The following is a 23,366-nucleotide window of genomic DNA, read 5'->3' as shown; positions in this document are numbered from 1 at the left end:
GACAGCCCCTCCGCGGAAGGTCACCCCAGCCCGCGCAGGCCGTCCGCGGTGACCTCGACGAGGTGGCCGCCGACGGCGACGACCATGCCCGTGACCGGCACGGTCCACCGCTCGGCGCCGGTGGCGAGCCCGACCGCGACGAGCATCCCCGCACCGCCGCCCTCCGGGGGCAGGTACACCCCGGCCACCGTCTCGCCGTCCGTCACGGTGCGGAAGTTCGCCAGGCCCGATGTGTCGTCGCCGGTCCGCTCCCAGAGCTCCGCACCGGTGTCGCGGTCCAGGCCGATCAGCCGGCTCCCGCGCTCCATGACCACCACGTCCCGCGCCGCGAGCAGCACGCGCGTCCCGGAGCGCTCGGTCCAGGCCGTCGAACCGTCCTCGCGGACCGCGTCGAACCCGGTGCCGCCCGTGCGCCCGGCGAACCACAGGTCGTCGGGGGCGTCCGGGGCGACGGCGACAGGCTGCACCAGCCCCTCCAGGGTGCCGAGCACGCGTCCGGCGCCGTCCACGACGGTCATCCCCGCGGGACCGGTCTGCACGGCGAAGCGCCCCGAACCCAGCTCCGTGACCCAGGCCGGCGACCCCGAGCCCTCCGCGGCCGCCAGGTCCAGGCGGGTCCCGTCCGTCGACAGCGTGGCGTCGGTGCCGCACCCCTGCACGACGACGCTCTCGGTGCCCGCGGCGACGTGCAGCGCCTCGGTGTCCCCGACGGGTGCCGACCCGGGATCGCTCGCGTCCCTGCAGATCACCCCGTCCGGGGCGGTCAGGTCGACGTCCTCGGTCCAGCGCTCGGCACCGGTCACGGCGTCCTCCGCGACCACCCGGACCTCGTGGCGTGCGGTGGGCGTCCCGTTCCCGCAGCCCGCCGGGTCGTCGCACTCCTCGGACCCGGCAGGCTCCTCGATCGGCCGCACCCGGACGACCATGCCCTCCGGGCCCGGGAACACCCGCTCGTCACCGGCCTGCTCCGCGGACCGCACCCCCGTGCCGCCGTCAGGCTCCACGGTCAGCACCTCCCGGGCGTCTTCCGGACCCTGGAGGCAGGTCAGCCGGTCCGTCGTGACCGATGCGTCGTACCCCGTGGGCCCGCACACCGCGTCCTCGCCCAGCGGCACGCGCCACGCCACGGCTCCCGAGGCCGGGTCCACGGCGGTCACGTCGCTGAACCCTGCGGGGGCGGGGCCGGTCTCACCCGTCGCGGGGTCCTGGAGGTACACGTCCCGCAGGGTGCTCGGCAGCAGCACAAGCAGTCCGTCCATGACCACCACCGGCTGGTGCACGAAGGCCGCACTGCCGAAGGGCACGTCGTACGGGACCGTCCAGGTCTCCTCCGGCGGGTCGGCCAGGGATGCCACACCGACCGCGGACGTCCGCATCAGGTCCTCGCGCCGGTGGTCGCGCACGAGGTCGACCGCGGTCAGCGCGACGGCCACCACGGCCGCCGCCGCCACCGCGAGGAGCCGCGTCCGCCGGGACAGGTGCGGGAGGAGGCGGCGTCGGGCCGGGGATCCGCCGACGGCGTCCGCGCCCTCACCACCGGCCAGGCGGCCGACGGCAGAACCGTCGCCCTCCGGTCCGCCCGAGCCCTCTGGGCCGTCGTCGTCCGGACCGCCTCCGACCAGGTCGAAGACAACAGGATCCCCCTCGTCCGGCCGCGACATGCCGGGAGCCTACCCGGGCCGCACCCCCTGTCAGCCGAGGCCCACCACGCCGTGCTGCGTGATCTGCGCCAGGTAGCCGTCCACGCTGACGATCTGGGTGTAGGGCGTCTCCTGCTCGATCTCCCAGCGCACCGAGCCGTCGCGCAGGTCGACGGCGACCATGCGCAGCCCCGACGCGCCGCCCTGCGGGTCGGCGGTCACGGGCAGCAGCAGCACGTCGCCGTCGGTGTAGGCCCCGAAGATGGTCGACGCCGCGTCCCAGACGCCCTCCTCGAAACCCAGCACCTCCGGGTCGAGCGTCCAGCGCACCGCTCCCGTGCCCAGGTCGACGGCGCGCACCGGCCCGAGCTCGTCCACGACCACCGCGGTACCCCGGACGCTCGCGATCAGGTCCGTGGCCCGGAGCCGGGGCGACGACGTCCAGAGCCTGCTCCCGGCGTCGCGCTCGTCGGTGGACACCGCCTCGGTGTGCACGCCGGCGCGGACGAGCAGCAGCCCCGGGTCGCGGCCGTCGGTGGCCCACGGGACGAGCACCCGGCCGTCGAGCGGGACGGTGCGACCGTCCGGGAGGTGCACCACCTGGCTCGGCCGGCCGGTCTCGTCCACCGGCCCGCCGGCCGGGTCGGGCCCCACCCAGCCGCCGCCGGGCAGGGCCGTGAACTGCCCGGCCGCGGTCGCGTCCGTCAGGTCGGTGGCATCGTCCGGGTCGTCGAGACGCGTGCCGTCGAGCAGGAAGGCCGCCGACACACCGCAGCCCTCGATCTCCAGGATGCCCTGCTGCAGGTTCGCGTTCAGCACGCCCTCGACGTCGAGCACGGGGGTCGGGGAGTCGTCGTCGACCTCCTGGTGGTAGGTGAGGCAGTAGTTGGGGTCGGGCCTGCCGGACGCGACGGTCGCGCTCCAGCGCTCCGTCCCCGTGACGGCGTCCTCGACCCGGACCGTCAGGTCCGGCGCGGTGAAACCCTTCGGGAGGTGCGGCGTGCCCACCTTGTCGACCACCACGGGCTCCGGACCGTGCCCGTCACCCGCGAGCTGCAGGCGGATCAGCGCACCGTCGGAACCGGGCAGCACGATGGTGCCCGGGTCCAGCTCCCGCGTGGTGACGGCGCCGTCCGCGTCGACGACTGTGACGTCGGCCTGCCCGCCCTCCGACGTCGTGACGCAGACCAGCGGGTCGGCCGGCATCGTCGTCGCCGGGCCGCCGATGCCGAGCCACGGCGTCGGCCCGCACCGCGCCCCCTCGCCGACGTCGACGGTCCACCGCACCGCACCGGACTCCGGGTCGACCCCCTGGACCGTCCCGTCACCGATCACTGCGAGCACGCCCGGCATCTCGACCAGCGTCGAGGCGATCGGGTTGTCGAGGTCGACCGACCACTGCTCGGCCGGCCGCTCCGCCAGGCTCCGCACGCCACCCGGCGCGGCGATCAGGTCGCGGTGGCGCAGCTGCGCGTCCAGCAGCGCCCCCGCCACGACCACCAGCACGACGGCGGCCGCCACGCCGCCCACCAGCAGCACGCGGCCGCGCCGGGTCGCGGGCACGCGCCGCCGGACCGCAGCGGCACCACGCCGCGCCGTCCGGCCCACCGCACCACGGACGGCCGTGACTGCCCGGGCCACCCGGCCGGGCTCGCGCGGCGCGGCCTCCTCCGGGTCCGGCTCGGAGGCGGGCTCGTCGCCCGCGTCGTCCGGGCCGGCCGTGCCCGCGGACACCCCGGGCACCTCGTCGATCAGGTCGAAGGTGTGCACCTTCTTCGGGTCGGGGCTCCCGGGCGCGGCGTCGTCGTGCTGGGTGCGTTCGGTCACGCCCCGAGGGTAGTGCCCCGCTCCGCGGCGATGGCCGACCTCCAGGAGACCCGGCCGCCGGTCTGCATCAGCGCCCCGCGGTAGGCACGCTCGCTGAGCAGCACCGCACCGAGCGTGGCCACGACGAGGATGCCGAGGGAGACCAGCGGCTCCCACCAGAGCGCGTCGCCGTCGAGGACGCGCACCGGCATCGACACGATCGACGCGGGCGGTATGTAGGACAGCACGCGCTCCAGCACGCCGTCGGCCGAGAACGTGACCACGTACACGCCCATGAGCAGCATCATCAGGGGGCTGGTCGTGTACTGGAGGTCCTCGGTGCGCGACGCGAGCGAGCCGGCGACCGCGTAGAGGGCCGCCACCGCGACGAACCCGACGGTGAAGAACACGACGAACCACAGCATGGTGGCGGTCATCGACGGGAGGATCGCCGACAGGTCCGTGAACGACGCCCCGACGAGCCCGACGGCGGCGAGCACCAGGTTCTGGCCGAGCGCGATCACCGAGCTGCCGACGATCTTGCCCGCCAGGAGCTGCCGCAGCGGCACGGCGGTCGCGATGATCTCGACCAGCCGGGACTGCTTCTCCTCGATCACGCTGCCCGCGATCATCGAGCCGGAGCCCACGGCGCCCATGAAGAACAGGAACGCGAGCAGGAACCCGGCCACCAGGGCGACCTGCGGGTCCACGGGGTTGCCGTCGAGGCGCTCGGTCTCGACCTCGCTGCCTGCCGTCAGCGCGTCCACGCTGGTCCCGGCCTCGGTAGCCCGTTCGGCCAGCACCTGGTCGCGCACCGTGGCATCGATCAGCCGCGCGAGGGTGCCGTCGGGCTCGCGCCAGCCGGACAGGGTCCAGCCGGGGCTGCCGGGCGTGCCGGAGCTGAGCCACGCGTCCGCGGTCTCCTCCTGCAGGGCTGCCTCGGCCGCGTCCGCGTCGGCCACGCGCACCACGGTCAGCCCGACCGTGTCGTCCGGCTCCTGGTCCGGCTCGTCCGTCGTGCCACGCCCCTCGGCGGCGGCCTGGAGGGCAGCGGCGGCGTCATCGTCCCCGGCCACGACCGCGACGTCGAACGACTCTGCGCGGTTCTCCATGTAGGCGGAGAAGCCGATGAGCCCGCCGATCAGCGCGATCGTCACGAGGAGGCCGATCAGGAAGCCCTTGTTGAGCGCTCGCACGACGATCTCGCGCGTGGCCACGACCATCCAGGCGTTGCGCACGCCGTCGTCCCTCCGGCTCATGCGGTGCTGCTGTCCGCCTGACCCTGCGGCTCCGCTCCGGGCGCGTTCCTCGTCCCTCGGACCCCACCCTGCGCTGCGCCTCCGGCTCATGCGGTCACCTCACGGTAGATCTGGGCCAGCGTCGGCCGGACGGGGGAGAACTCCTGGACGGCACCGCGGTCCAGGGCGGCGGCCAGGAGCCGGGTCGCGGCGGCGGCGTCGTCCACCTCGAGGAGCGCGGTCGAGCCGTCCACGTCGACGGCGCGCACTCCCGGCACCTCCCGGACGAAGCCCGCGTCGCCGGACAGCACCAGACGGTGCCGCGTCACTCCCTGGGAGCGCAGCGCGTCGGGGGTGCCGTTCGCGAGCACCCGGCCCCCGCCGAGGATGACCAGGCGCTCGCACAGGCGCTCCACGAGGTCGAGCTGGTGCGAGCTGAACAGGACGGGCACACCGCGGCGGGTGTGCTCGCGCAGGAGGTCGGCCATCGCGTCGACGGCCGCGGGGTCGAGACCGCTGAACGGCTCGTCCAGGACCAGCGCCTGCGGCTCGCCCATGATCGCCGCGACGATCTGGACGCGCTGCTGGTTGCCGAGGGAGAGCTTCTCGACGTGCTCCTTGGCGCGATCCGCGAGCCCCAGCCGGTCGAGGTGCTCCAGCACCTCCCGCCGGGCGGCCCCGGGTGCGATGCCGCGCAGCCGTGCGAGGTAGACGAGCTGGTCCAGCACGGGCTGCTTCGGGTAGAGGCCCCGCTCCTCGGGCATGTAACCGAACCGGCGGCGGTCCGCCCGGGTGACCGGGTCGCCGTCGAACAACACCTCGCCCGAGGTGATCGCCAGGACTCCCATGATCATCCGCATGGTCGTCGTCTTGCCCGCGCCGTTGCCCCCGACGAACCCGGTGAGCAGGCCCGACGCCGCCGTAAAGCTGACGCCGTCCACGGCGCGCCGGGGTGTGCCGCCCGAGGCGAACACGCGGGTCAGGTCCCGCACCTCCAGATCGCTCATGGCGGCCACGCTAGGTGGCCTGGCGCGGGCAGGGATCCGCCGCGAGGCGGACCCGTCTCCACCTCGGGGCGGGCCGCCGACGACGGCGTGGCCGGAGTGGCTGGAGAAATGCCTGAAGAACGACATTTCGCAGCGCCGATTCTGCCGCGCCGAGTTCTTGCACCTGCATTGACCTGGTATTACAGGCCCCGGTTGCCGATGCCGTTCTGCCACGTATTGTCCCCAGCGGAACGTCGCGAGAAGTGTGCGCGGCGCTGAATGGTTCGACATCCCGTCCACGGACGAATGAGCACCGCTCTCCGGAGGACGTCTCGCAGTCATTGAACCCGCAGGGGGAGCTAAGCGTGCGCAACCGTCTGATCGTCACAGGAACAGCCGCGGCCATGGTGCTGACGGCGGGGATCGTTGGTGCCGTGGCCGTGCAACCGTCCGGGCAGTCGCAGGACCGGGACACGACGGCCGCGCCCGCCGCGCTGCCCGACGTGCTGCAGGGCATGCCGCCGATGATGGTGAAGCGCGACCCTGCCGCCCAGCCCGGGGAGAAGGGCACGGTCGACGTGCGCTCCAGGCCGGACGCGCAGCCGAGCCCCTTCACCTACACCCCGCCCGCGCAGGAGTACGTGCCGCGGCACATGGCCGACCGGCCCGCCACCCCGGGCAGCTCGTTCACCCACGCCCCGCTGCCGGGCATCGACTTCGGCAACGGCTCCGCGCCGACCCCCGCCGGGCCGACGCCGCCGACCACCGTCACGCCGCGGCCCGTCCACCCGACGACGCCGCCGCCCACGCAGACGCCTCCGCCGTCGACGTCACCCACGCCCAGCCCGACGCCGACTCCCGAGCCGACGCCGGAGCCGACCCCGACGCCCACTCCGGAGCCGACGCCGACCCCGACGCCAGAGCCGGAGCCCACGGACCCGCCGTCGGAGGAGCCGACGACACCGCCGTCCGAGGAGCCGACGCCGGAGCCGACCCAGCCGTCCGAGGAGCCCACCCCGGAGCCGTCGACCGAGCCGTCGCCGGAGCCGTCGGACCCGCCCACGGACGGGAGCACGCCGGGCACCACGCCGGAACCCTCGGCGAGCCCTTCGGCGTAATGCGCTAAATAGTCCGGTTCTCCGGAATTGAAGCGGGGGGCGTTTCTCGCCCCTCGCTTCAGCGCGCATTCCTTCCTTTGTCGAGGGCTCACGCGCAGATAGGCAAATCGGTCAGATCGACGTGATCTGTTCACCTGGCCGGGAAATACCGCCTTGGCCCTCCGCGCCACCGATCGCCGCTCCGTCGTCGACCACATCGGCACAGGCATCGGGGACACGTGTCGTCGATCGCTGACATCGGCACCGATGTCGACGTTCGGCGACATCCGTTGCGGCGCACCCGCCCGCCGCCCGCGAAGTTCACCCGCATCGTCGGGGTGAATCCGGCTCCGGCCAGGCACGACGGACCCTAGAGTCCGTCCGGGCCGGTCTCGTGGAGCAGCGTGGCGGCCGGGAGGGCACACCACCATGCATCGTCGCGGAACCTCCGCGCGCCCCGAGTCGGGGCCGACCCGTCTGACCCGCTGGACCGCGTCACTCACGGCAACGGTCCTCGTCGGGACGGGCCTCATGGCGACCAGCGCCGCGGCCGACGAGCCGACAGGGACGGCTCTCGGGACGGCGTCCGCCGCCGAGCCTGTACCCAGCACCGTCGTCGCCGCGGCGAGCGACCTCCCCGGCGCGGCGCAGCAGGTCGCGCTCACCGGCGAGAACCTGTTCGTCCAGACGGGCACGGGCAGCACCGCCGTCACGTACTGGCGCCCGCTCGCGGGCGGCGAGTGGTCCACCACCTGGGGCGGCCACGAGCTGACGGGCGAGCTGATCGCGGCGGAGAACGACGTCGTGCACCTGCGCACTGCCCAGGGCGAGTCGCTCACCTGGACACGGGACCACGACGGCGACGGGGTCGGCGGTGGTAGGCGGAGCGTGCCGGTGGGGTCCGTGCTGGGGCACGGGGCCGAGTACGTGGCGTACACCGACGGAGAGGCGCACGTGCAGGCGGTAGGTTCCGCCGGAGACGTGTGGTCGTACGTGTGGGGACGCGCCGGGATCGCGATGTACGAGGACGAGGTGATCACGGCGAGCAACGGTTTCAGCGGGACCACCGTGTGGCGGGACGACATCCGGGACGGTCAGTACACCCGGGGCGGTGTGCGGTGCACTGGCGGGTCCGACGCCCTGACCCGGGTGATCGACGCGAACGAGCGCTTTGCTCTCGCCCGCTGCGCCGACGGCCAGGTCTGGCTGCAGGACCATGCGGAGGTGTACTACCCGTTCACCCTGTCCGGGCACTACTCGGCCGAGGAGCTCCGGATCGGAGCGGGGTTCGTGCTCGGCACCGACCTCGGCACCGGCAGCCTCCGTGTGACGCCGCTCGCCGATGCCGAGCCGGGCACCCTCGGTGCCGCCTCCGACGTGGACCTGGACGATGCTGGCCGGACAGCCGTCCTCGTCGATCCTGCAGGCGACGTACGCACAGCCGACCTGTCCGGGTGGTCGTCACAGATGCGGACGGTCCCCGAGGACCTCACGCCGCCGACGGCGGGCATGCGCATTGCGAGCAACGTCGTCACCACGACGTCCTACGTGGTCGCCCTCACCGCCACGGACGGCGACAACGGCCCTGCCTTCTACCCGGCCGACATCGCCCTGGTCGAGTCGGAGTACCGCGTCCGGGCCAGAGGCAGTGCCACGCCGGGCCCATGGACTCCGGGACCGACCTTGCAGCCGCGCGACCTGGCGCGCTACTACAGCGGGAGCTTCCGGGCACAGACCGGGGCACCGGGCAGCGAGACGTGCTGGCGTGTTCGTGCCACGGACACGGCAGGCAATATCGGCGCGTGGTCGGCGGACCGGTGTGTCGTGGTCGACTCGACGGCCCCGGTGATCACGGCATCAGCGCTCCCGTCGTCGACCAGGTCGACGGCGACGAGCACCGGGATCACCTTCCGGTATCAGGCCAGGGACAACGGCAAGGTAGCGAGCTACGACGTCCGGTGGCGCCGCACGCCGCGCGGCGGCGAGACCGGCGCCTGGGTCTACCCGAAGTCCTACCAGGGGACGACGGCGACGTCGGCGACGGCATACTCGACGAAGTCCACCATCACCTGTTTCCAGGCTCGCGCGCGTGACGTCGTGGGCAACGTGTCGGGCTGGTCTCCGCTGCGGTGCACCTACATGGACGGCACCCGGCCGACCGTCAGGTGGACCTCGTACCCGCGATGGGTCACGCCGAGCCAGACGTGGTTGAGCACCAGGGACAACATGATGGTCTCCAAGCCCGCCTATACCTACGGGGCTTCCGACGAACGGGGGGTCGTGGGCTACGAGGTGCAGCGGCGCGAGTGGGAGTACGGCGAGACCCTCACGTGGGCGCCCAGCGCGTACACCGGGACGACGGTGCGTTTCAAGCTCTACACCGGTGAACAGAACTGCAACCGCGTCCGCGCCAGGGACCAGGCGGGCAACTGGAGCGCGTGGTCGGGCTGGAAGTGCACCAACATGCCGTTCGACCAGAACGACACGTACGTCAACGGCGGGCGCCAGACCGGGCGCTACTCGTACGTCATCGACGGGTACTCCGGCACCGTCCAGTCGAACAACCCGGACGCGGCCAGGGCGATCCGCGCGAAGTTCGTGACGGGCCCGGACCGCGGGACGGTGCGGGTCTCGGTCGGCCGCACCTCGTTCGGCGTCGTCCACACCTGGGCTCCGGAACCCGGGACCAAGTGGGTCACGCTCCGCGCGCCCGCGCTGGCCCGGGGCGACATCCGGTTCACGCGCGTGCACACGAACTGGCGCGACGTGCACCTGCGCGAGTTCTACGCGATCCGCTGACCGCTCACACCAGGCCCGCCCGGTGCGCCAGCACCACCGCCTGGACCCGGTCACGCAGGTGCAGCTTGGCCAGCACGTTCGAGACGTGCGTCTTCACCGTCGCCTCACCGAGGTACAGGGTCGACGCGATCTCCCCGTTAGACAGACCGGTACCCACGAGCTCCAGCACCTCACGCTCGCGCGGGGTGAGGAGCGCGAGGCCCGCGGGGACCGGGGCCGGGCTCGCGCCCCGGTTCCCTGCAGGCCCGGCCGGTCCTCCGGCGTAGGCCGTCCCGACCGGGCCTCCGCCTGGGCTCCCGCCCGGCGCCGCCGAACCGTCCGCCGGCTGACGTTCCCCGGCCACCATCTGCTCGATCACGCGCCGTGTGATCTGCGGGGCGAGGAGCGCGTGCCCGGCGGCCACCGTCCGCACGGCGTCCACGAGGTGCTCCGCGTCCGAGTTCTTCAGCAGGAACCCCGAAGCCCCTGCGGCGAGCCCGTCGAACACGTACTCGTCGTGGTCGAACGTCGTCAGCACCAGCACCTTCGCCAGGTCCTCCGCGACGATCCGGCGGGTGGCCTCGATGCCGTCCATGACGGGCATCTGCACGTCCATGAGCACGACGTCGGGCCGCAGCTCCCGGGCCAGCTCGATCGCGGCGGCGCCGTCTCCGGCCTGGCCGACCACCTCGACGTCGTCCTCCACCGAGAGGATGAGGGAGAAGCCCGAGCGCACCAGCGCCTGGTCGTCGACCAGCAGCACGCGTGTCATCGCGCCACCTCCGACCTGGTCCCGGCGAGACCGGGCCCCCCGACCGCGCCCTCCTGATCGGCCGCGCCCGCCTCACCCGTCACGCCCGCTGTGTCGGGCGCCGGCAGTGGCAGCCGCATCCGCACCCGGAACCCTCCGGTCGCCCGCGGCCCGATCTCCACCATGCCCTGGTGGGTCGCCGCCCGCTCCCGGATCCCGAGCAGCCCGAGCCCTGACCCCGACGTCCCGCGGCGGGGCCGGCCGTCGTCGAGCACCTCCACCTCGGCGAAACCGTGCGCGAACCGCTGGTCGGACGCGTCGGCGCCGTCGCGGACCACCCGGAGCGTCACCGTCGCGGACCGCGCCGTCGAGTGCTTGCGCACGTTCGCCATCGCCTCCTGCGCGGTGCGGTACAGGCTCAGCCCCATCGGGTCGGGCACTGCGGCCGCGACGCCCGGTGGTTCCTCGACCTGGCGGAACGTGGTGTCGAGGCCGTCGTGGTCTGCTGCCGTCAGGGCCGGGAGGTCGGCAAGGCCCGGTTCAGGGGCTCGCGAGGCGCCGTGTGCGTCGCCGTCGGGCACCGCGCGCAGCGTGCCCACCAGGGTGCGCATCTGCGCGACGCCCTCGCGCGACTCCCGCTCGATGGTGACGAGGGCCTCGGCGGCCAGCTCGGGGTCGCGGCCCAGGACACGGCGCGCGGCCGCCGCCTGGATCCCGATCACGGACACGTGGTGCGCCACGACGTCGTGCAGCTCGCGCGCGATGCGCACCCGCTCCGCAACGACTGCCTGGTCCGTGAGGGCGTCCGCCTGCTTCTCGATGGTCACCGCCTGGTCGGCGAGCTGCTCGCGCCGCCGGGCCGCGTTCCACTGCATCTGCCCGGCCACCACCGCACCGCCGAAGAACGCGATGTTCACGACGATCTGGTAGACGGCGTTGGCGAGGTACGGCTCGATCGCGCCCGGCCAGTCGGCGCGCGTCGGATAGTCCTGCACGATGGTCTCGACGCCCTGCTGCACGGCGAACATCCAGATGAGCCACGTGAACATCGCGAGCACGCAGGCGCTGACCACCACGAGCATCGCCCGGCGGTCGCGCGCCCACGCGAGCGCGGTGAACAGGGCCACGAAGTACATGATCTGCATGGGCATGAGCACGGTGATCTGGGGAATCGTCAGCCCGATGCCCAGCCACAACGCGTACACGACCACGAGCGACACCAGCGGATAGCGCCGGCGCCACGCCAGCGGCACCATGCTGACCACGCCCAGCAGGAAGATCAGCCACAGCGGCTCCCGCACCTCCTCGAAGAGGCCCATGCTGCGGCCCAGCTCGACCGAGACGGCCGCCAGCACGGCGAAGCCGGCGCCCAGCAGCAGGTCCCGCCGGTAGGCGTCGCGGCCCGCGGGCAGCCGCTCCCAGTCGGAGTCGACGCCGAACCAGTCCAGCACGCGGGCAGCCACGCCGTCGTCGGGGCGCGGTGCGACGGGCGGCGCGGCGGACCGCCCGTCCTCGGGCTGCGGTGGTGCGTCGGACATGGCCCCAGCCTAGGAACCCGCGCGCGCCGGCGCTTCCACCTGGAGGCGGAGAAGTGGCCACGGGCCGACGCCGAACATGCTGGACACCGCCGCCCGGGTGCCGCATCGTGGCGACCATCAGCCCGACGAAGGGGAGCCGTCCGATGACGTTCTGGATCTGCCGCACCTGCGGTGTGGAGCACGAGTCCCGTCCCGAGGTGTGCGCCGTCTGCGCCGACGAGCGTCAGTGGGTGCCCGCCGACGGCCAGCACTGGACCACCCTGGAGGAGCTCGCGGCCCAGGGGCAGAGCATCGCCGTGGAGGAGCTGGAGCCGGATCTGTTCGGTCTGACGACGGTGCCGGACGTGGGTATCGGCCCGACGGCGAAGATCGTGCGCACCGCGGGCGGGAACCTGATGTTCGACGTGCCCGGCTACCTGGACGACGAGGCCGTGGCCGCGGTGCGGGACCTGGGTGGGCTGGCGTACATCGTGGCCAGCCACCCGCACATGTACGGGGTGCAGGTCGAGTGGAGCCGGCGCCTGGGCGGTGTCCCCGTGCTGGTCAGCGAGGCGGACGCCGGGTGGCTGGCCCGCACCGACGAGGCTGTGGAGCTGTGGAAGGGTGACCGGGAGATCCTGCCCGGGGTGACGTTGAGCCAGCCGGGTGGGCACTTCCCGGGGTCCGCGGTGGCGCACTGGGCTCCCGGGGCCGGGGGCCGGGGTGTGCTGCTGAGCGGGGACACGATCTTCGCCAACCCGGACCGGACGTCGGTGTCGTTCATGCGTAGCTATCCCAACCGGATCCCGCTGTCGGGGCCGGTGGTGCAGCGGGTGGCGCACCACGTCAGCCGGTTCGCGTTCGACCGGCTCTACAACAACTTCCGGGGCGTGATCCCGGTCGACGCCCGCGAGGTGGTGCTGCGCTCGGCGGAAAGGCATGCGGCGTGGACGAGCGGGGCGTACGACCACCTGACGTGACGGGCGCTCGGGTGCCGGCGGTGCCGGTCCGGGTGATCGGTAGAAGGTCAGGTGATCGGTAGCCCGGGCTGCCGATCACCTGACCTTCTACCGATCACGCCCCCCCGGGCGGGACCGCCGGGCAGCCGGCCCGGCTCAGCAGCAGCGGGCGCCCGGGTTCGCGTCCTGGGCCGCGTAGCGCTCCCGCCAGTACTCCCGGACCGTCGGCACCGCAGCGTCCGGGTGCACGCGGCGCAGGTGCGCCACGTACCGCTGGTAGTCGCTCTCGCCGAGCACGCCGGTGACGTACCAGGCCAGGGCGCGCCAGCCCCGGCGGACGACGGCGAGCACGCCGCCGTCCGCCGTCGGGCCGGCGACCGGGTGCACACTCACGCGTGCGTCCCGGTCGGGAGCTTGTCCGGGTTCTCGTCGTAGTAGGTGGTCCACTGCGCGGCCACCTCCCGTTCTGCGTCGGTGGACACGAGGCCCGACGGCGCGAACGTCGACGAGGGCGTGTCCGGCTCCTCGGTGGTCGGCAGGCCGCCCGCCCGGATCGCCCTGACGCACACCCACAGCGCCACCACGGCCACGATCAGCACGAGCAGCGCGAACACGATCGACAGGGTGCCCTGCAGGAACGTGTTGCGGATGACGGCGTCCATCGCCGTCGTGTCGGCGGCGGTGCCGAACGACGTCTCGCCCGCGGCCCGCGCCTCGCGGAACGCGTTGTGCTGGGCCCAGTACCCCAGGCTCGGCTCGGGCGAGAAGATCTTCTGGAACGACGCCGTCATGGTCACCGCGAGGTCCCACACCAGCGGCACCGCCGGGATCCACGCCCACTTGAGGTAACCCTTCTTGACCACCACCACGGTGACCAGGGCGAGCGCCATGGCGGCGAGGAGCTGGTTGGCGATGCCGAACAGCGGGAACAGCGTGTTGATGCCGCCCAGCGGGTCGGTCACGCCCATGAGCAGGATCGCGCCCCACAGGCCGCAGACCACGATCGAGCAGATCCACGCGCCCACCCGCCAGGACGGGTCGCGGAACTTCTTGAGCGGGCCACCGAGGTTGCCCAGCGTGTCGGAGAGCATGAAGCGGGCCACGCGGGTACCGGCGTCCACCGTGGTGAGGATGAACAGCGCCTCGAACATGATCGCGAAGTGGTACCAGAACGCCGTCATCGCGGAGCCGCCGAGGAACGAACCCAGGATCTGGGACATGCCGAACGCGAGCGTGGGGGCGCCGCCGGTGCGGGAGATGATCGACTCCTCGCCCACGCCGTCGGCGGCGGCCTGGATCTCCTCGCCCGTGACCGGCGGGCCGGCCAGGCCGAGGCCGTTGACGTAGTCGGCGGCGGTACCCGGCTCACCGCCGGTGAGCGTGGCGGGGGCGTTCATCGTGAAGTACAGGTGCTGGTCGATGGAGATGGCCGTGACCAGCGCCATGATCGCCACGAACGACTCGGTGAGCATGCCGCCGTAGCCGATGAGCCGGAGCTGGCTCTCCTTCTGCACCAGCTTGGGGCTGGTGCCGGACGAGATGAGCGCGTGGAAGCCGGACAGCGCACCGCAGGCGATGGTGATGAACAGGAACGGGAAGAGCGACCCGGCGAACGCAGGTCCGTTGCCCTCGATCGCGAAGCTGGAGATCGCGGGCGCCTGCACGGCGGGCTGCGCCACGATCACGCCCACGGCGAGCAGGACGATGGTGCCCACCTTCATGAACGTGGACAGGTAGTCGCGCGGGGCGAGCAGCAGCCACACGGGCAGCACGGACGCGAGGAACCCGTAGCCCACGATCAGCCAGGCGACCGTGACCGGCTCCAGCGTGAACGTCTCGGCGCCCCAGGGGGTGTCGGCCACCCAGCCACCCGCGACGATGGCGAGCACCAGCAGCACCACGCCGATGACGGAGACCTCGGACACCCGGCCGGGCCGGATGTACCGCAGGTACACACCCATGAACAGGGCGATCGGGATGGTCATGCCCACGGAGAACACGCCCCACGGCGACTCGGCCAGGGCGTTCACCACCACGAGTGCGAGGACCGCCAGGATGATGATCATGATGACGAAGACGCCGATCAGGCCGGCGGCACCGCCGACCGAGCCCATCTCGTCGCGGATCATCTGACCGAGCGAGCGGCCGCGGCGGCGCGTGGACAGCCACAGCACGAGATAGTCCTGGACGCAGCCGGCCAGCACGGCGCCGATGATGATCCACAGGGTGCCGGGCAGGTAGCCCATCTGGGCCGCCAGCACCGGGCCGACCAGCGGGCCCGCGCCCGCGATGGCCGCGAAGTGGTGGCCGAACAGCACGCGCCGGTCGGTGGGCGCGAAGTCGCGGCCGTTCTCGTGCTCCTCGGCGGGGGTGGCCCGGTCGTCGCGCGGCCGCACCACCTTGTACTCGATGAGCCGGGCGTAGAAGCGGTAGGCGATGACGTAGGTGCCGACGGCGGCGACCACGAAGTACGCGCCGTTGACCGACTCGCCGCGCGCGAACGCGACGAGCGCCCACGCGATCGCCGCGAGGAGCCCGATCGCGGCGAAGACCAGCTTCTTGCCGGTGGTCATGGGTCTGCGGTCGATGACCGCGACCGGGGGGAGGTCCGGGTCGTTCCGGACCAGCTCAACGTGCTCGGGTGAGCGCACGACGGCCTCCTTGCCGGGGTGGCCGGCCCGTCAGGGGGCCGGATCCTTGATGAATCGTTACCGTGCCCCGACCCTAGACGGCGAAGAACACCAAGGACCAGCCCCGACGTCCGTGAAACCGGGTGTCGGATGCACAGAACCCTGGTGTGACCTGTACGTCCGGCCCGCGGGGTGTGGGAGCCTCGTCCCCGTGACCCTCACCCTGCCCGCCTCGCTGACCGGCCCGGCGCGGCTCACCGCCGCCTTCCTGGTGTCGGCGTCGGCCATCCTGTTGTTCGCCGTCCACATCCGCCCCGTGGCGTACCTGCCGTTGGTGCTGGGCATCGCGCTCGGCCTCTGGGCCGACCGGGCGCTCGGCCGCGACCTCGCGCTGATCGGCGTCGGCATGGGGATCATCTCGCTGATCTCCCTGGAGGCCGACCTGTCCGACGCCGGCATGCTGCGGTTCACGCTGGCGCTCGGCGGAGCGGTGCTGGTGCCGTGGGCGCTGTCGCGGTTCGTGCTCCGGCAGGACACGATCCAGTTCCCGGTCGCGACCGGACGCCGCTGGGGCCGCGGCCAGTGGACCTACCTCGTGGTCGTGGTGGCGGTGGGCTACCTGGTGCTGCCCTTCTACTTCCTGGGCTCGGGCGCGTACCTCAACTGGCCCGACCTGGACGGGACGCAGGACATCTGGCGGCTGTTCGTGGGTGTCAACGCCGTGGGCATCTGGGACGAGCTGTTCTTCATCTGCGTGGTGTTCGCCCTGTACTGCAAGCACTTCCCGACGTGGCAGGCCAACGTGCTGCAGTCGATGATCTTCGTGTCGTTCCTGTGGGAGCTCGGCTACCGCGAGTGGGGGCCGCTGCTGACGATCCCGTTCGCGCTGGTCCAGGGCTGGATCTTCGCGAAGTTCAAGTCGCTGACCTACGTGGTGACGGTGCACCTGCTGTTCGACGCCGTGGTGTTCGGCGTGCTGGTGCACGGGCACCACCCGGAGCTGTTCGACATCTTCGTGACGGCGCCCTGAGGCACCGCCCGTCAGCTCGTCTGGTCGTTCGTCGACCCCGGCCCGCCGACGTCGGCCAGCAGGTCGCGCACGTCCTCCACCTCGACGCGGATCGCGTCGGCCTCGGCCTGCGCCAGGGCCTTGGCCTCGGCGTCCTCGCCGCCCTCGATCTCCTCGTCGGCCGGCTGGAGCCCGCCGTAGTGGTGCTCGACCAGCGCGGCGAGCAGAGCGATGTCGAAGTCGGTCGACTGCAGCGCGGCGATGCCGTTGACCTGCGCGTCCGTGAGCATGCCGTGGTTGCCGCCCTCGTGCGAGTGTGCGGTGCTGCCCGCCCGGGGGCCGCTGCCGTCGTCGGGCAGCTCGGTGGTCAGGCCGGCGTCCGCCAGCGCGAGCGCCTCGCGGCCCGCGGCGGGCACGGGGATGTCGCGCGCCTCCAGCCAGTCGGCGAGCTCGCGCACCCGCCCCGCCGACGCCTCGCCGACCTCGACGGCCAGGGCGAGCACCTCGTCGTCGTCCGACCGCCCGGGCGCGAGCGCCGCGAGCTGCACGGCCTGCGCGTTGTGCTCGATCGAGAGCGCGGCGTACCGGGAGTCGGCCTCCGAGTACCCGGCGGCCTCCTGCTTCGCCGGCACCAGCACGCCGAGCCACAGGAGCAGCGCCAGCACCACGGCCAGGCCGCCCGCGAGCACGGCCCCCATGATCCGGAGGCGGCGGCCCAGGTCGTAGCGGGACGACGCCGTCCCGCGCTCGTCGGCTCCGGTGCCCGACGGCGGGGTGGTGTCCTCGGTCGTCGAGTCCTGGCGTGTCATGTCCGGGAGGTTCCCACAGAAAGGCCTGGCAGCGCTATCACGGAAATCCCTCACCCGTGCGGCTCGGCCCAGACGCCGAGGCCCACCGGCGGGTCGCCGGTGGGCCTCGGTCCTTCGTCGTTCGACGACGCGCGGGGCGTCAGCGGCCGAACGACTCCTGCATCTGCGGGTTGAGGCTGTTCAGCCGCACCCGCTCGGCCGGACCGTCGATCGAGTCGTCGATGTCGAACGTGTCGAACCCGATGCCGAGGTCGTTCGAGTAGGCGTACCCGTTGTAGTAGTACGTCGACCAGGTACCGCCGCTGCTCACGCCCTCGCCGCGGTCGAACCAGGCGACCTCACGCGGGTTGGAGGAGTCCGTGAAGTCGAACACCGAGACGCCGCCCTGGTACCAGGACTGGACCATGAGGTCCTTGCCCTTGACCGGGATCAGCGAGCCGTTGTGCGCCACGCAGTTCTCGTCGGCCGTGTTGATGCGCGGGATCTTGTAGTACGAGGCGAACTCGAGCGTCTTCTTGCCGTGACGCCCACGCTCGATGTCGTAGATGCCGTTGGCGCCCAGCTCCGGCGCGAACTCACCGGTGCAGGTCGCGAGGCCGCCGCCGCCGAGCTCGTCGGTGAAGACCACCTTGGTGGCGTCGTTGTTGAACGTGGCCGAGTGCCAGAACGCGAAGTTCTCCGTGTCGCGCACCTGGCTGATCACGCGCGGACGCTCACGGTTCGAGATGTCCATGAGGATGCCGTCACCCATGCACGCACCGGCGGCCAGGTCGTACTTGGCGTAGGTGGTGATGTCGTGGCAGCCGCTCGTCGTGGAGGCGCTGCGGCTCGGGTCACCCTCGTAGCCACCGTCCGGGAACAGGACCGGCGTGGAGACCAGCTTGGCCGCCGTCGGCTTCTGCACCGGGATCTTCACGATCGAGATGAAGTCGTGCGGCGGCTGGCAGTCCGGGAACGTCGCGTTCGGCGAGTACGACGAGACGTACGCGTACAGGTTGCGGCCGTCCTTGGAGGGGGCCAGCGAGTGGGTGTGCGAGCCGCACTCGGTCTCGATCGACTTCACGTAGCGCGGGGACAGCGGGTTGGAGATGTCCCAGATCTTGATGCCCTCCCACGCACTCTTCTCGGTCGCGGGGAGCGACGTCGAGGCGCACGAGTCGTCGCTGCGCGACGAGTCGGTGGAGAGCACCAGGATGTTCTTGTAGACCGAGACGTCGTTCTGCGAGCCCGGGCAGTAGACCTGGACGACCTGCTCCGGGTTCTCCTTGTCCGTCAGGTCGTAGACCGTGAAGCCGTCGTAGTTGCCGGCGTACGCGTACTTGCCCTGGAAGGCGATGTCCGAACCGGTCCCCTGCAGCGCGCCGTTCTTGGGCTGGTTGCTGAGGTGGGTCATGTTGTAGGACGCGGTCTCGCCCGGCGGGACGTCCGGCTCCGCGACGGACGCCGAGGCCACGGGCCCCGCGAGCGCCACCGCCGCGGCGGCGAAGATCGCGGTCAGGGCGACGCCTGCGGCGCCCCGCGCACGAGGTCGGGTAAAGGTTGGACGACGCACGGGCGTCACACCTCCTAGGTCGGTTGAGGGCAGTGTTCCTCACAGGGACCTCCCAGGACCAGGAGTTTCGTGATCTTTAACATGGTGGTGACAAACCGTCACCGAGTGGTGCGGAAGGGGCGCGGGCCGGGTGGTATCCGGCGTCATGGGGGCTTGGTAGATTCCGGCGCAAGCATGGTCCGCGACCCCGGGCAGGGGTGTCGATGACCGGCCGATGACACAGGCTTGCCGCACGAGAGGACCACCGTGGAGATGCTGACAGGTGCCGGACGACGATCGCGCGCCCGCTCGGTCGCGATCGGCCTGGCGGTCCTCGCGCCCGCCCTCGTGCTGTCCGCCTGCGGCCCGGACGAGGAACCGGAGGCCATCTCGACCCCGAGCTCCGTGGTGGTGCAGCCGGGCAAGCCGGGAGAGCCCGCGAAGACCGTCGCGCCCGAGGACTACGAGGGGGCACCCGCCCAGGCACCCTTCTCGAAGGCCGACGCCCAGTTCCTGACCGACATGATCTGGCACCACGGCCAGGCGATCGACATGTCCGTGCTGGCGCCGGAGCGCGCCGAGTCGGAGCAGCTGAAGACCTTCGCGAGCCGCATCGACGTGGTGCAGGGCAGCGAGATCGACCTCATGGCCGGCTGGCTGGAGGAGAACGACTATCCCGTGCCCGTGACCGCCGAGCCTGGGGACGGCTCCGGCCCGCGCGCCCCGGAGCACGGGCACGACGCCGCCATGCCCGGGATGCTGACCGAGGCCGAGATGGCAGCTCTTGAGGGGGCGTCGGGCGAGGAGTTCGACCGCCTGTACCTCGAAGGCATGATCAAGCACCACGAGGGCGCCCTCACCATGTGCAAGGAGGTCGCGGCCTCGGGCAGCGAGGAGCGGGTGCTGGAGCTGGCCAACAACATCGCCGCCGATCAGATGGCGGAGATCGACCGGTTGGACCAGATGCTCGCCGAGCTGTGAGGCGGCACTCGACGAGGCTGAGCGGCGAAGCCGAGTCAGCCGGTTGGTAGAGCCAACCGGCTGACTCGGTGTCCTGTGCGCGTCCGGGCAGGCACCCGGTCGGATCAGCCCCCGAGACGGCCCGCCGTCGGCGCTCGGTCAGGCCCGACGGCGGCCCAGCAGGATCAGGCCCGCGACGGCCGCCAGCACACCGAGCGCCGCCGCGAGGATCACGCCGATGCCGATGGCCCCCGCCGGGGCGGCGTCCACGTCGGTGCGGAGCTTCCCGGTGCCGGCCGACAGCTGCATCGTCCCGTCCGCCACCGTGGTGGTCCCGGAGGCGAGCTGCGCGGAGCCGTCCGCGAGCCGCTGGGTGCCGTCGGCCAGGTCCGTGGCACCCGTGGCCAGCGTCTGGGTGCCGTCGTCGAGCACGCTGGTTCCGTCGACCAGCGTTCGGGTGCCCTTGCGGGCGTCCCTCAGCCCGTCGCGCAAGGTCACCGAACCGTCGGCCAGGCGCTGGGACTTCTCGACCTTGGGGACGACGCGGTCGCGGACCTCGATGATGCCGTCGACGAGACGGCCGGAGCCGTCGACAAGCTGCCCTGATCCGTCGTGGAGCTGCTGCACACCGGACACGAGACCAGGCGTCTTGCCGGCGAGGCTGGTGTTGCCGTCGGCGACCTTCGTGGCGCCGGCGAGCAGCGCAGGCAGGCGGCCCTTCAGGAGACCGGTCCCGGCCGCCAGCTCCGCACTACCCGATGCGGTCCGTGCCGAGCCCGCAACGAGCTTGGTGCTGCCCTGGTACGCGCTCCCGACGCCGGCCACGTACTGCTCGATGCCGGGTGCCAGGTGGCCGAGCCCGGCCTGCAGGTCGGCACTTCCGGACCTGAGCTGCTCGGTTCCCGCGGTGAGGCCGGGCACCTTGGCCGCCAGGGTGTCGATGCCGCCGGTCAGCGCCTGTGCGCCACCCGAGACGTCCGTGGCGCCTGCTGCCACCTCGGCCGAACCGGCGGCGACCCGCGCGGCACCCACCGAGAGCTGCTCCAGCCTTTCGCTGAGCTGAGCCGCACCTCCCTGCGCCTGAGTGGCTCCGCCGACGACCTGTCCCGCGCCCGTCTCGAGACCTCCCGCGACGCCCGCCAGGGCCTGGAGCTTCTCCTTGAGCGCCGGGTCCTCGGTGGCCTCGGCCAGAGCAGCGAGCTGCTGCTTCAGCGCAGCGTTTCCGCCCTGTACCTGCCTGGCACCGTCGACGAGGCCACCGAGCTTTGTCGCCAGCTCCGCGGCACCGGCCTGAGCCGCGCCCGCGCCGGTTGCCACCGGAGCGGCGCCGTCAGCGACGCTCTTCGCACCCGCAGCCACCTTCTGGGCTCCGGCGGCGAGCACCGGAGCCTGCGCGTCGAGCTGCTGCACCCCGGCCGCGAGCTGGTCGGCGCCGTCGTCCAGCGAGACAGCACCCGCGGCCAGCCTCGCGGCACCGGACCGGACGTCGCTGGTACCACCCAGGATGAGGCCGTTGTTCGCAGCGAGCCGCGACAGTCCGCCGTTGAGCTCCTGGGTCCCGGCGTGGACCTGTGCGGAACCGTCGGCAAGCCGCTTCGCGCCGTCGTCCAGCGGGGCTGCGCGCTCGCTGAGCAGCGACACGCCGCCCTGCACCTGGTGTGCACCGTCCGCCAGCCGCGCGGCACCGTCCGCCAGGTCGGGCGCCGCCGTGCTCAGCGTGCCGAGCCCCGAGTCCAGCCTCCCCAGCCCGTCCTCCAGCTTCGTCGACCCCGCCGTCAGCAGCAGCGACGCGTCCGCCAGATCAGCCACGTCCGACGCCGTCTCCGCCGTCCCGTCCGCGATCTTCTTGGACCCGTCGTGCAGCTTGATCACGCCCTCGCGCAGCCGTGCCGCCCCGGAGTCGAGCTGCCCCGCCCCGTCCGCGAGCGCCTCGACGCCGGGCACCACCTCGTTCTGCACGCCGTCGTTGAGCTCTGTCGCCCCGGCGCTGAGGTCGCCGACGCCGGAGACCAGGTCGGCCTGGACGCCGTCGTTCAGCCGGCCGGCACCGTCGGAGAGCCGGACGGCGCCGTCGGCCACGCTGCTCTGGAACAGGAGCAGGAAGGCGGTGGCCACGATCGCTCCGACGAGCAGCATGGCGACGCCGACCGCCGTGAGGATGGTGGGTCCAGGTCCTGATCGTGGTCTCGGTGATGCGTGCAACTGCGTCATCGGTTCACCTCTCGCTCCGCGGGCGTCGTCACCCGCGAAAGTTGTCCGACCGGCGTCCGCCGGGCCCGCCGCCGTTGGCGGGCACGAAGCCCGACATCGCGGGCGTCTGGGCCGAAGGTACCCGCGGCGGGACCACGCGAAACGCTTCTACTGATTACAACTCAGTAAAGTGCACGAAGATCACCCGCCCGCCCGACGGGACGCGGTCAGCCCAGCCGGGCGTCCACCGCCTCGGCCGAGAACCGCTCGTCGACGGCGACCCGCGCCAGCCCGACGAGCACGGCGTCCGGCCCCAGCACCGCCGGCCGGATGCGCAGCCGCGCCGTGGCCCGGGGCTGGGCACCCGCGTAGACGCCGGCGCGGATCCCCGCCATCACCGCCGGCACCGCGAGCTCACCGGTCACCACCAGGTCGGCCGGGTTGAGCACCCCCACCAGCACGGCCAGCACCCGGCCGATCAGGGCCGCAGCCCGGTCCAGCTCCGCCGTCACCAGCGGGTCGCCTCGCTCGGCGAGCGCGCGCAGCCCGGCGAGCGAGCCGACGTCGGCCCCCGCCTCCGCGAGCCGCCGCAGCAGCGCCGCGCCCCCCGCCTCCGCCGCGAGGCACCCGCGGCGGCCGCACCGGCAGACGGCGTCACCACCCACGTCGACGTGGCCGATGTCGCCCGCCCCGCCGTCGGTCCCCCGGTAGATGCGGCCGTCGACGACAAGCCCTGCCCCGAGAAATCCCGATGCCTTGACCAGCACGAACGGCTGCGGAGGGCCCTCGTGCCGGGCGGCCAGCTCGGTGTACTCGCCGTAGGCCGTCGCGTCGGCGTCGTTCTCCAGGTGCACGGGCACGTCGAACCGGGCACGCACCGTCTCCACCACCGGCCACGCCCCCCAGCCGGGCATGACGGGCGGGTCGGAGAGCCGGTGGTCGTGCGGGTCGACCGGGCCCGGCACCGACAGCGCCACCCCGCCGACGGCGGCCGGCTTGATCCCCGCGTCAGCCAGGAGGGCGTCGAACGCGTCGAGCAGCCGTGGCAATACGGTCTCCGGACCGTCCGCGAGACGCACGTCCAGGGACGCGCGCGCCACCAGGGCCCCGTGCGGGTCGACGACGGCGAGCGCCGCCGTGTCGGTGGCTCGCGAGCCGCCGGGCGCCGGGACGGGCTCGGCCAGCTCCAGCGCCGCCACGAGCACCAGCGAGTCCTCCGGGTCGAACACGAACCGCTCGGCACGCCGCCCGCCGGTGGCCCCGCCGTCGCCCGCCGCGCGGATGATGCCCGCCGCGAGGAGCGCGTCCATCCGCTGCGCCACGGTGACACGGGACAGCCCGGTCACGTCGAGCACCTGCGTCCGCGTGGTCGCGCGCCCCGTCCGGATGAGCTGCAGGATCTCGCCCGCGCCTGCTGCCACGTTCTTCCTCGGTTCTTTCTTCTCTGCCTGCGTCGGCACCGGTC

The 23,366-nt window shown here is 72.6% G+C and carries 17 protein-coding genes; 5 read left to right on the top strand and 12 right to left on the bottom strand.

What is annotated here, in order from left to right; genetic code table 11:
• Positions 1–20 precede the first annotated feature (20 nt).
• From ACIG47_RS01725 to ACIG47_RS01710, 4 genes are all read right to left on the bottom strand, one after another.
• On the bottom strand, positions 21–1,661 hold the full coding sequence (locus ACIG47_RS01725; RefSeq protein ID WP_397429345.1) for a hypothetical protein: 1,641 nt from the start codon (positions 1,659–1,661) through the stop codon (positions 21–23).
• A gap of 30 nt (positions 1,662–1,691) precedes the next feature.
• Entirely contained in the window at positions 1,692–3,467 is a 1,776-nt protein-coding gene (locus ACIG47_RS01720; protein WP_397429344.1) for a PQQ-binding-like beta-propeller repeat protein, read from the bottom strand.
• The gene (locus ACIG47_RS01715; protein ID WP_397429343.1) at positions 3,464–4,705 is read right to left on the bottom strand and encodes an ABC transporter permease; all 1,242 of its coding nucleotides are present in this window, start codon (positions 4,703–4,705) and stop codon (positions 3,464–3,466) included. The genes ACIG47_RS01720 and ACIG47_RS01715 overlap by 4 nt, the downstream gene beginning before the upstream one ends.
• 86 nt (positions 4,706–4,791) lie before the next feature.
• Positions 4,792–5,691, bottom strand: a complete 900-nt coding sequence (locus ACIG47_RS01710; protein WP_397429342.1) for an ABC transporter ATP-binding protein — start codon at positions 5,689–5,691, stop codon at positions 4,792–4,794.
• Positions 5,692–6,035: 344 nt separating this feature from the next.
• Here ACIG47_RS01710 and ACIG47_RS01705 point away from each other — a divergent pair, with 344 nt between their 5' ends.
• Together ACIG47_RS01705 and ACIG47_RS01700 are read left to right on the top strand one after the other, a co-directional pair.
• Positions 6,036–6,788, top strand: a complete 753-nt coding sequence (locus tag ACIG47_RS01705; protein ID WP_397412456.1) for a hypothetical protein — start codon at positions 6,036–6,038, stop codon at positions 6,786–6,788.
• Between the two features lie 510 nt (positions 6,789–7,298).
• On the top strand, positions 7,299–9,566 hold the full coding sequence (locus ACIG47_RS01700) for a hypothetical protein (protein WP_397429341.1): 2,268 nt from the start codon (positions 7,299–7,301) through the stop codon (positions 9,564–9,566).
• Positions 9,567–9,570: 4 nt separating this feature from the next.
• Here ACIG47_RS01700 and ACIG47_RS01695 read toward each other — a convergent pair whose 3' ends face one another.
• Both ACIG47_RS01695 and ACIG47_RS01690 read right to left on the bottom strand, forming a co-directional pair.
• A complete protein-coding gene (locus ACIG47_RS01695) occupies positions 9,571–10,317 on the bottom strand; it encodes a response regulator (RefSeq protein ID WP_397429340.1) in 747 nt (248 codons plus the stop codon).
• Positions 10,314–11,834 carry a sensor histidine kinase gene (locus tag ACIG47_RS01690; protein ID WP_397429339.1) on the bottom strand — a complete coding sequence of 507 codons (1,521 nt, stop codon included), beginning with the start codon at positions 11,832–11,834 and terminating at the stop codon, positions 10,314–10,316. The genes ACIG47_RS01695 and ACIG47_RS01690 overlap by 4 nt, the downstream gene beginning before the upstream one ends.
• A 143-nt stretch (positions 11,835–11,977) precedes the next feature.
• Here ACIG47_RS01690 and ACIG47_RS01685 point away from each other — a divergent pair, with 143 nt between their 5' ends.
• Complete coding sequence (locus ACIG47_RS01685; RefSeq protein ID WP_397429338.1) at positions 11,978–12,793, top strand: hydrolase; 816 nt, start codon at positions 11,978–11,980, stop codon at positions 12,791–12,793.
• A 135-nt stretch (positions 12,794–12,928) separates the two neighbouring features.
• Here the strand turns inward: ACIG47_RS01685 and ACIG47_RS01680 are convergent, their stop codons facing one another.
• Entirely contained in the window at positions 12,929–13,165 is a 237-nt protein-coding gene (locus tag ACIG47_RS01680; RefSeq protein WP_397429337.1) for a YbdD/YjiX family protein, read from the bottom strand.
• Positions 13,162–15,423 carry a carbon starvation CstA family protein gene (locus ACIG47_RS01675; protein WP_397429336.1) on the bottom strand — a complete coding sequence of 754 codons (2,262 nt, stop codon included), beginning with the start codon at positions 15,421–15,423 and terminating at the stop codon, positions 13,162–13,164. Before ACIG47_RS01675 ends, ACIG47_RS01680 begins: the two co-directional genes overlap by 4 nt.
• Positions 15,424–15,613: 190 nt before the next feature.
• Between ACIG47_RS01675 and ACIG47_RS01670 the strand changes: the two genes are divergently transcribed.
• A complete protein-coding gene (locus ACIG47_RS01670) occupies positions 15,614–16,432 on the top strand; it encodes a type II CAAX prenyl endopeptidase Rce1 family protein (protein WP_397412444.1) in 819 nt (272 codons plus the stop codon).
• A gap of 11 nt (positions 16,433–16,443) precedes the next feature.
• Here ACIG47_RS01670 and ACIG47_RS01665 read toward each other — a convergent pair whose 3' ends face one another.
• Positions 16,444–17,220 carry a DUF305 domain-containing protein gene (locus ACIG47_RS01665; RefSeq protein WP_397429335.1) on the bottom strand — a complete coding sequence of 259 codons (777 nt, stop codon included), beginning with the start codon at positions 17,218–17,220 and terminating at the stop codon, positions 16,444–16,446.
• Positions 17,221–17,359: 139 nt separating this feature from the next.
• Entirely contained in the window at positions 17,360–18,772 is a 1,413-nt protein-coding gene (locus ACIG47_RS01660) for an LVIVD repeat-containing protein (RefSeq protein WP_397429334.1), read from the bottom strand.
• 252 nt (positions 18,773–19,024) lie between these two features.
• Between ACIG47_RS01660 and ACIG47_RS01655 the strand changes: the two genes are divergently transcribed.
• On the top strand, positions 19,025–19,732 hold the full coding sequence (locus ACIG47_RS01655; RefSeq protein ID WP_397429524.1) for a DUF305 domain-containing protein: 708 nt from the start codon (positions 19,025–19,027) through the stop codon (positions 19,730–19,732).
• A gap of 138 nt (positions 19,733–19,870) precedes the next feature.
• On the opposite strand, the gene ACIG47_RS01650 is transcribed toward ACIG47_RS01655, so the two are convergent.
• Positions 19,871–21,922 (bottom strand): hypothetical protein, encoded by a 2,052-nt coding sequence (locus tag ACIG47_RS01650; RefSeq protein WP_397429333.1) that lies wholly within the window; start codon positions 21,920–21,922, stop codon positions 19,871–19,873.
• A 206-nt stretch (positions 21,923–22,128) separates the two neighbouring features.
• Complete coding sequence (locus tag ACIG47_RS01645; RefSeq protein WP_397429332.1) at positions 22,129–23,322, bottom strand: ROK family protein; 1,194 nt, start codon at positions 23,320–23,322, stop codon at positions 22,129–22,131.
• Between the last annotated feature and the right edge of the window lie 44 nt (positions 23,323–23,366).

The sequence above is a fragment of the Promicromonospora sp. NPDC052451 genome, assembly GCF_044547525.1.
Taxonomy (GTDB): domain Bacteria; phylum Actinomycetota; class Actinomycetes; order Actinomycetales; family Cellulomonadaceae; genus Promicromonospora.
Note: the sequence above shows the minus strand (reverse complement) of the source record. Positions and strands in the feature narration are given on the sequence as shown.

What these genes read in the sequence shown, in the direction of transcription:
- ACIG47_RS01725 (WP_397429345.1), bottom strand. Translation starts at nt 1,661, where the DNA reads ATGTCGCGGCCGGACGAGGGGGATCCTGTTGTCTTCGACCTGGTCGGA.
- ACIG47_RS01715 (WP_397429343.1), bottom strand. Translation starts at nt 4,705, where the DNA reads ATGAGCCGGAGGGACGACGGCGTGCGCAACGCCTGGATGGTCGTGGCC.
- ACIG47_RS01710 (WP_397429342.1), bottom strand. Translation starts at nt 5,691, where the DNA reads ATGAGCGATCTGGAGGTGCGGGACCTGACCCGCGTGTTCGCCTCGGGC.
- ACIG47_RS01700 (WP_397429341.1), top strand. Translation starts at nt 7,299, where the DNA reads ATGGCGACCAGCGCCGCGGCCGACGAGCCGACAGGGACGGCTCTCGGG.
- ACIG47_RS01695 (WP_397429340.1), bottom strand. Translation starts at nt 10,317, where the DNA reads ATGACACGCGTGCTGCTGGTCGACGACCAGGCGCTGGTGCGCTCGGGC.
- ACIG47_RS01690 (WP_397429339.1), bottom strand. Translation starts at nt 11,834, where the DNA reads ATGTCCGACGCACCACCGCAGCCCGAGGACGGGCGGTCCGCCGCGCCG.
- ACIG47_RS01685 (WP_397429338.1), top strand. Translation starts at nt 11,978, where the DNA reads ATGACGTTCTGGATCTGCCGCACCTGCGGTGTGGAGCACGAGTCCCGT.
- ACIG47_RS01665 (WP_397429335.1), bottom strand. Translation starts at nt 17,220, where the DNA reads ATGACACGCCAGGACTCGACGACCGAGGACACCACCCCGCCGTCGGGC.
- ACIG47_RS01655 (WP_397429524.1), top strand. Translation starts at nt 19,025, where the DNA reads ATGCTGACAGGTGCCGGACGACGATCGCGCGCCCGCTCGGTCGCGATC.
- ACIG47_RS01650 (WP_397429333.1), bottom strand. Translation starts at nt 21,922, where the DNA reads ATGACGCAGTTGCACGCATCACCGAGACCACGATCAGGACCTGGACCC.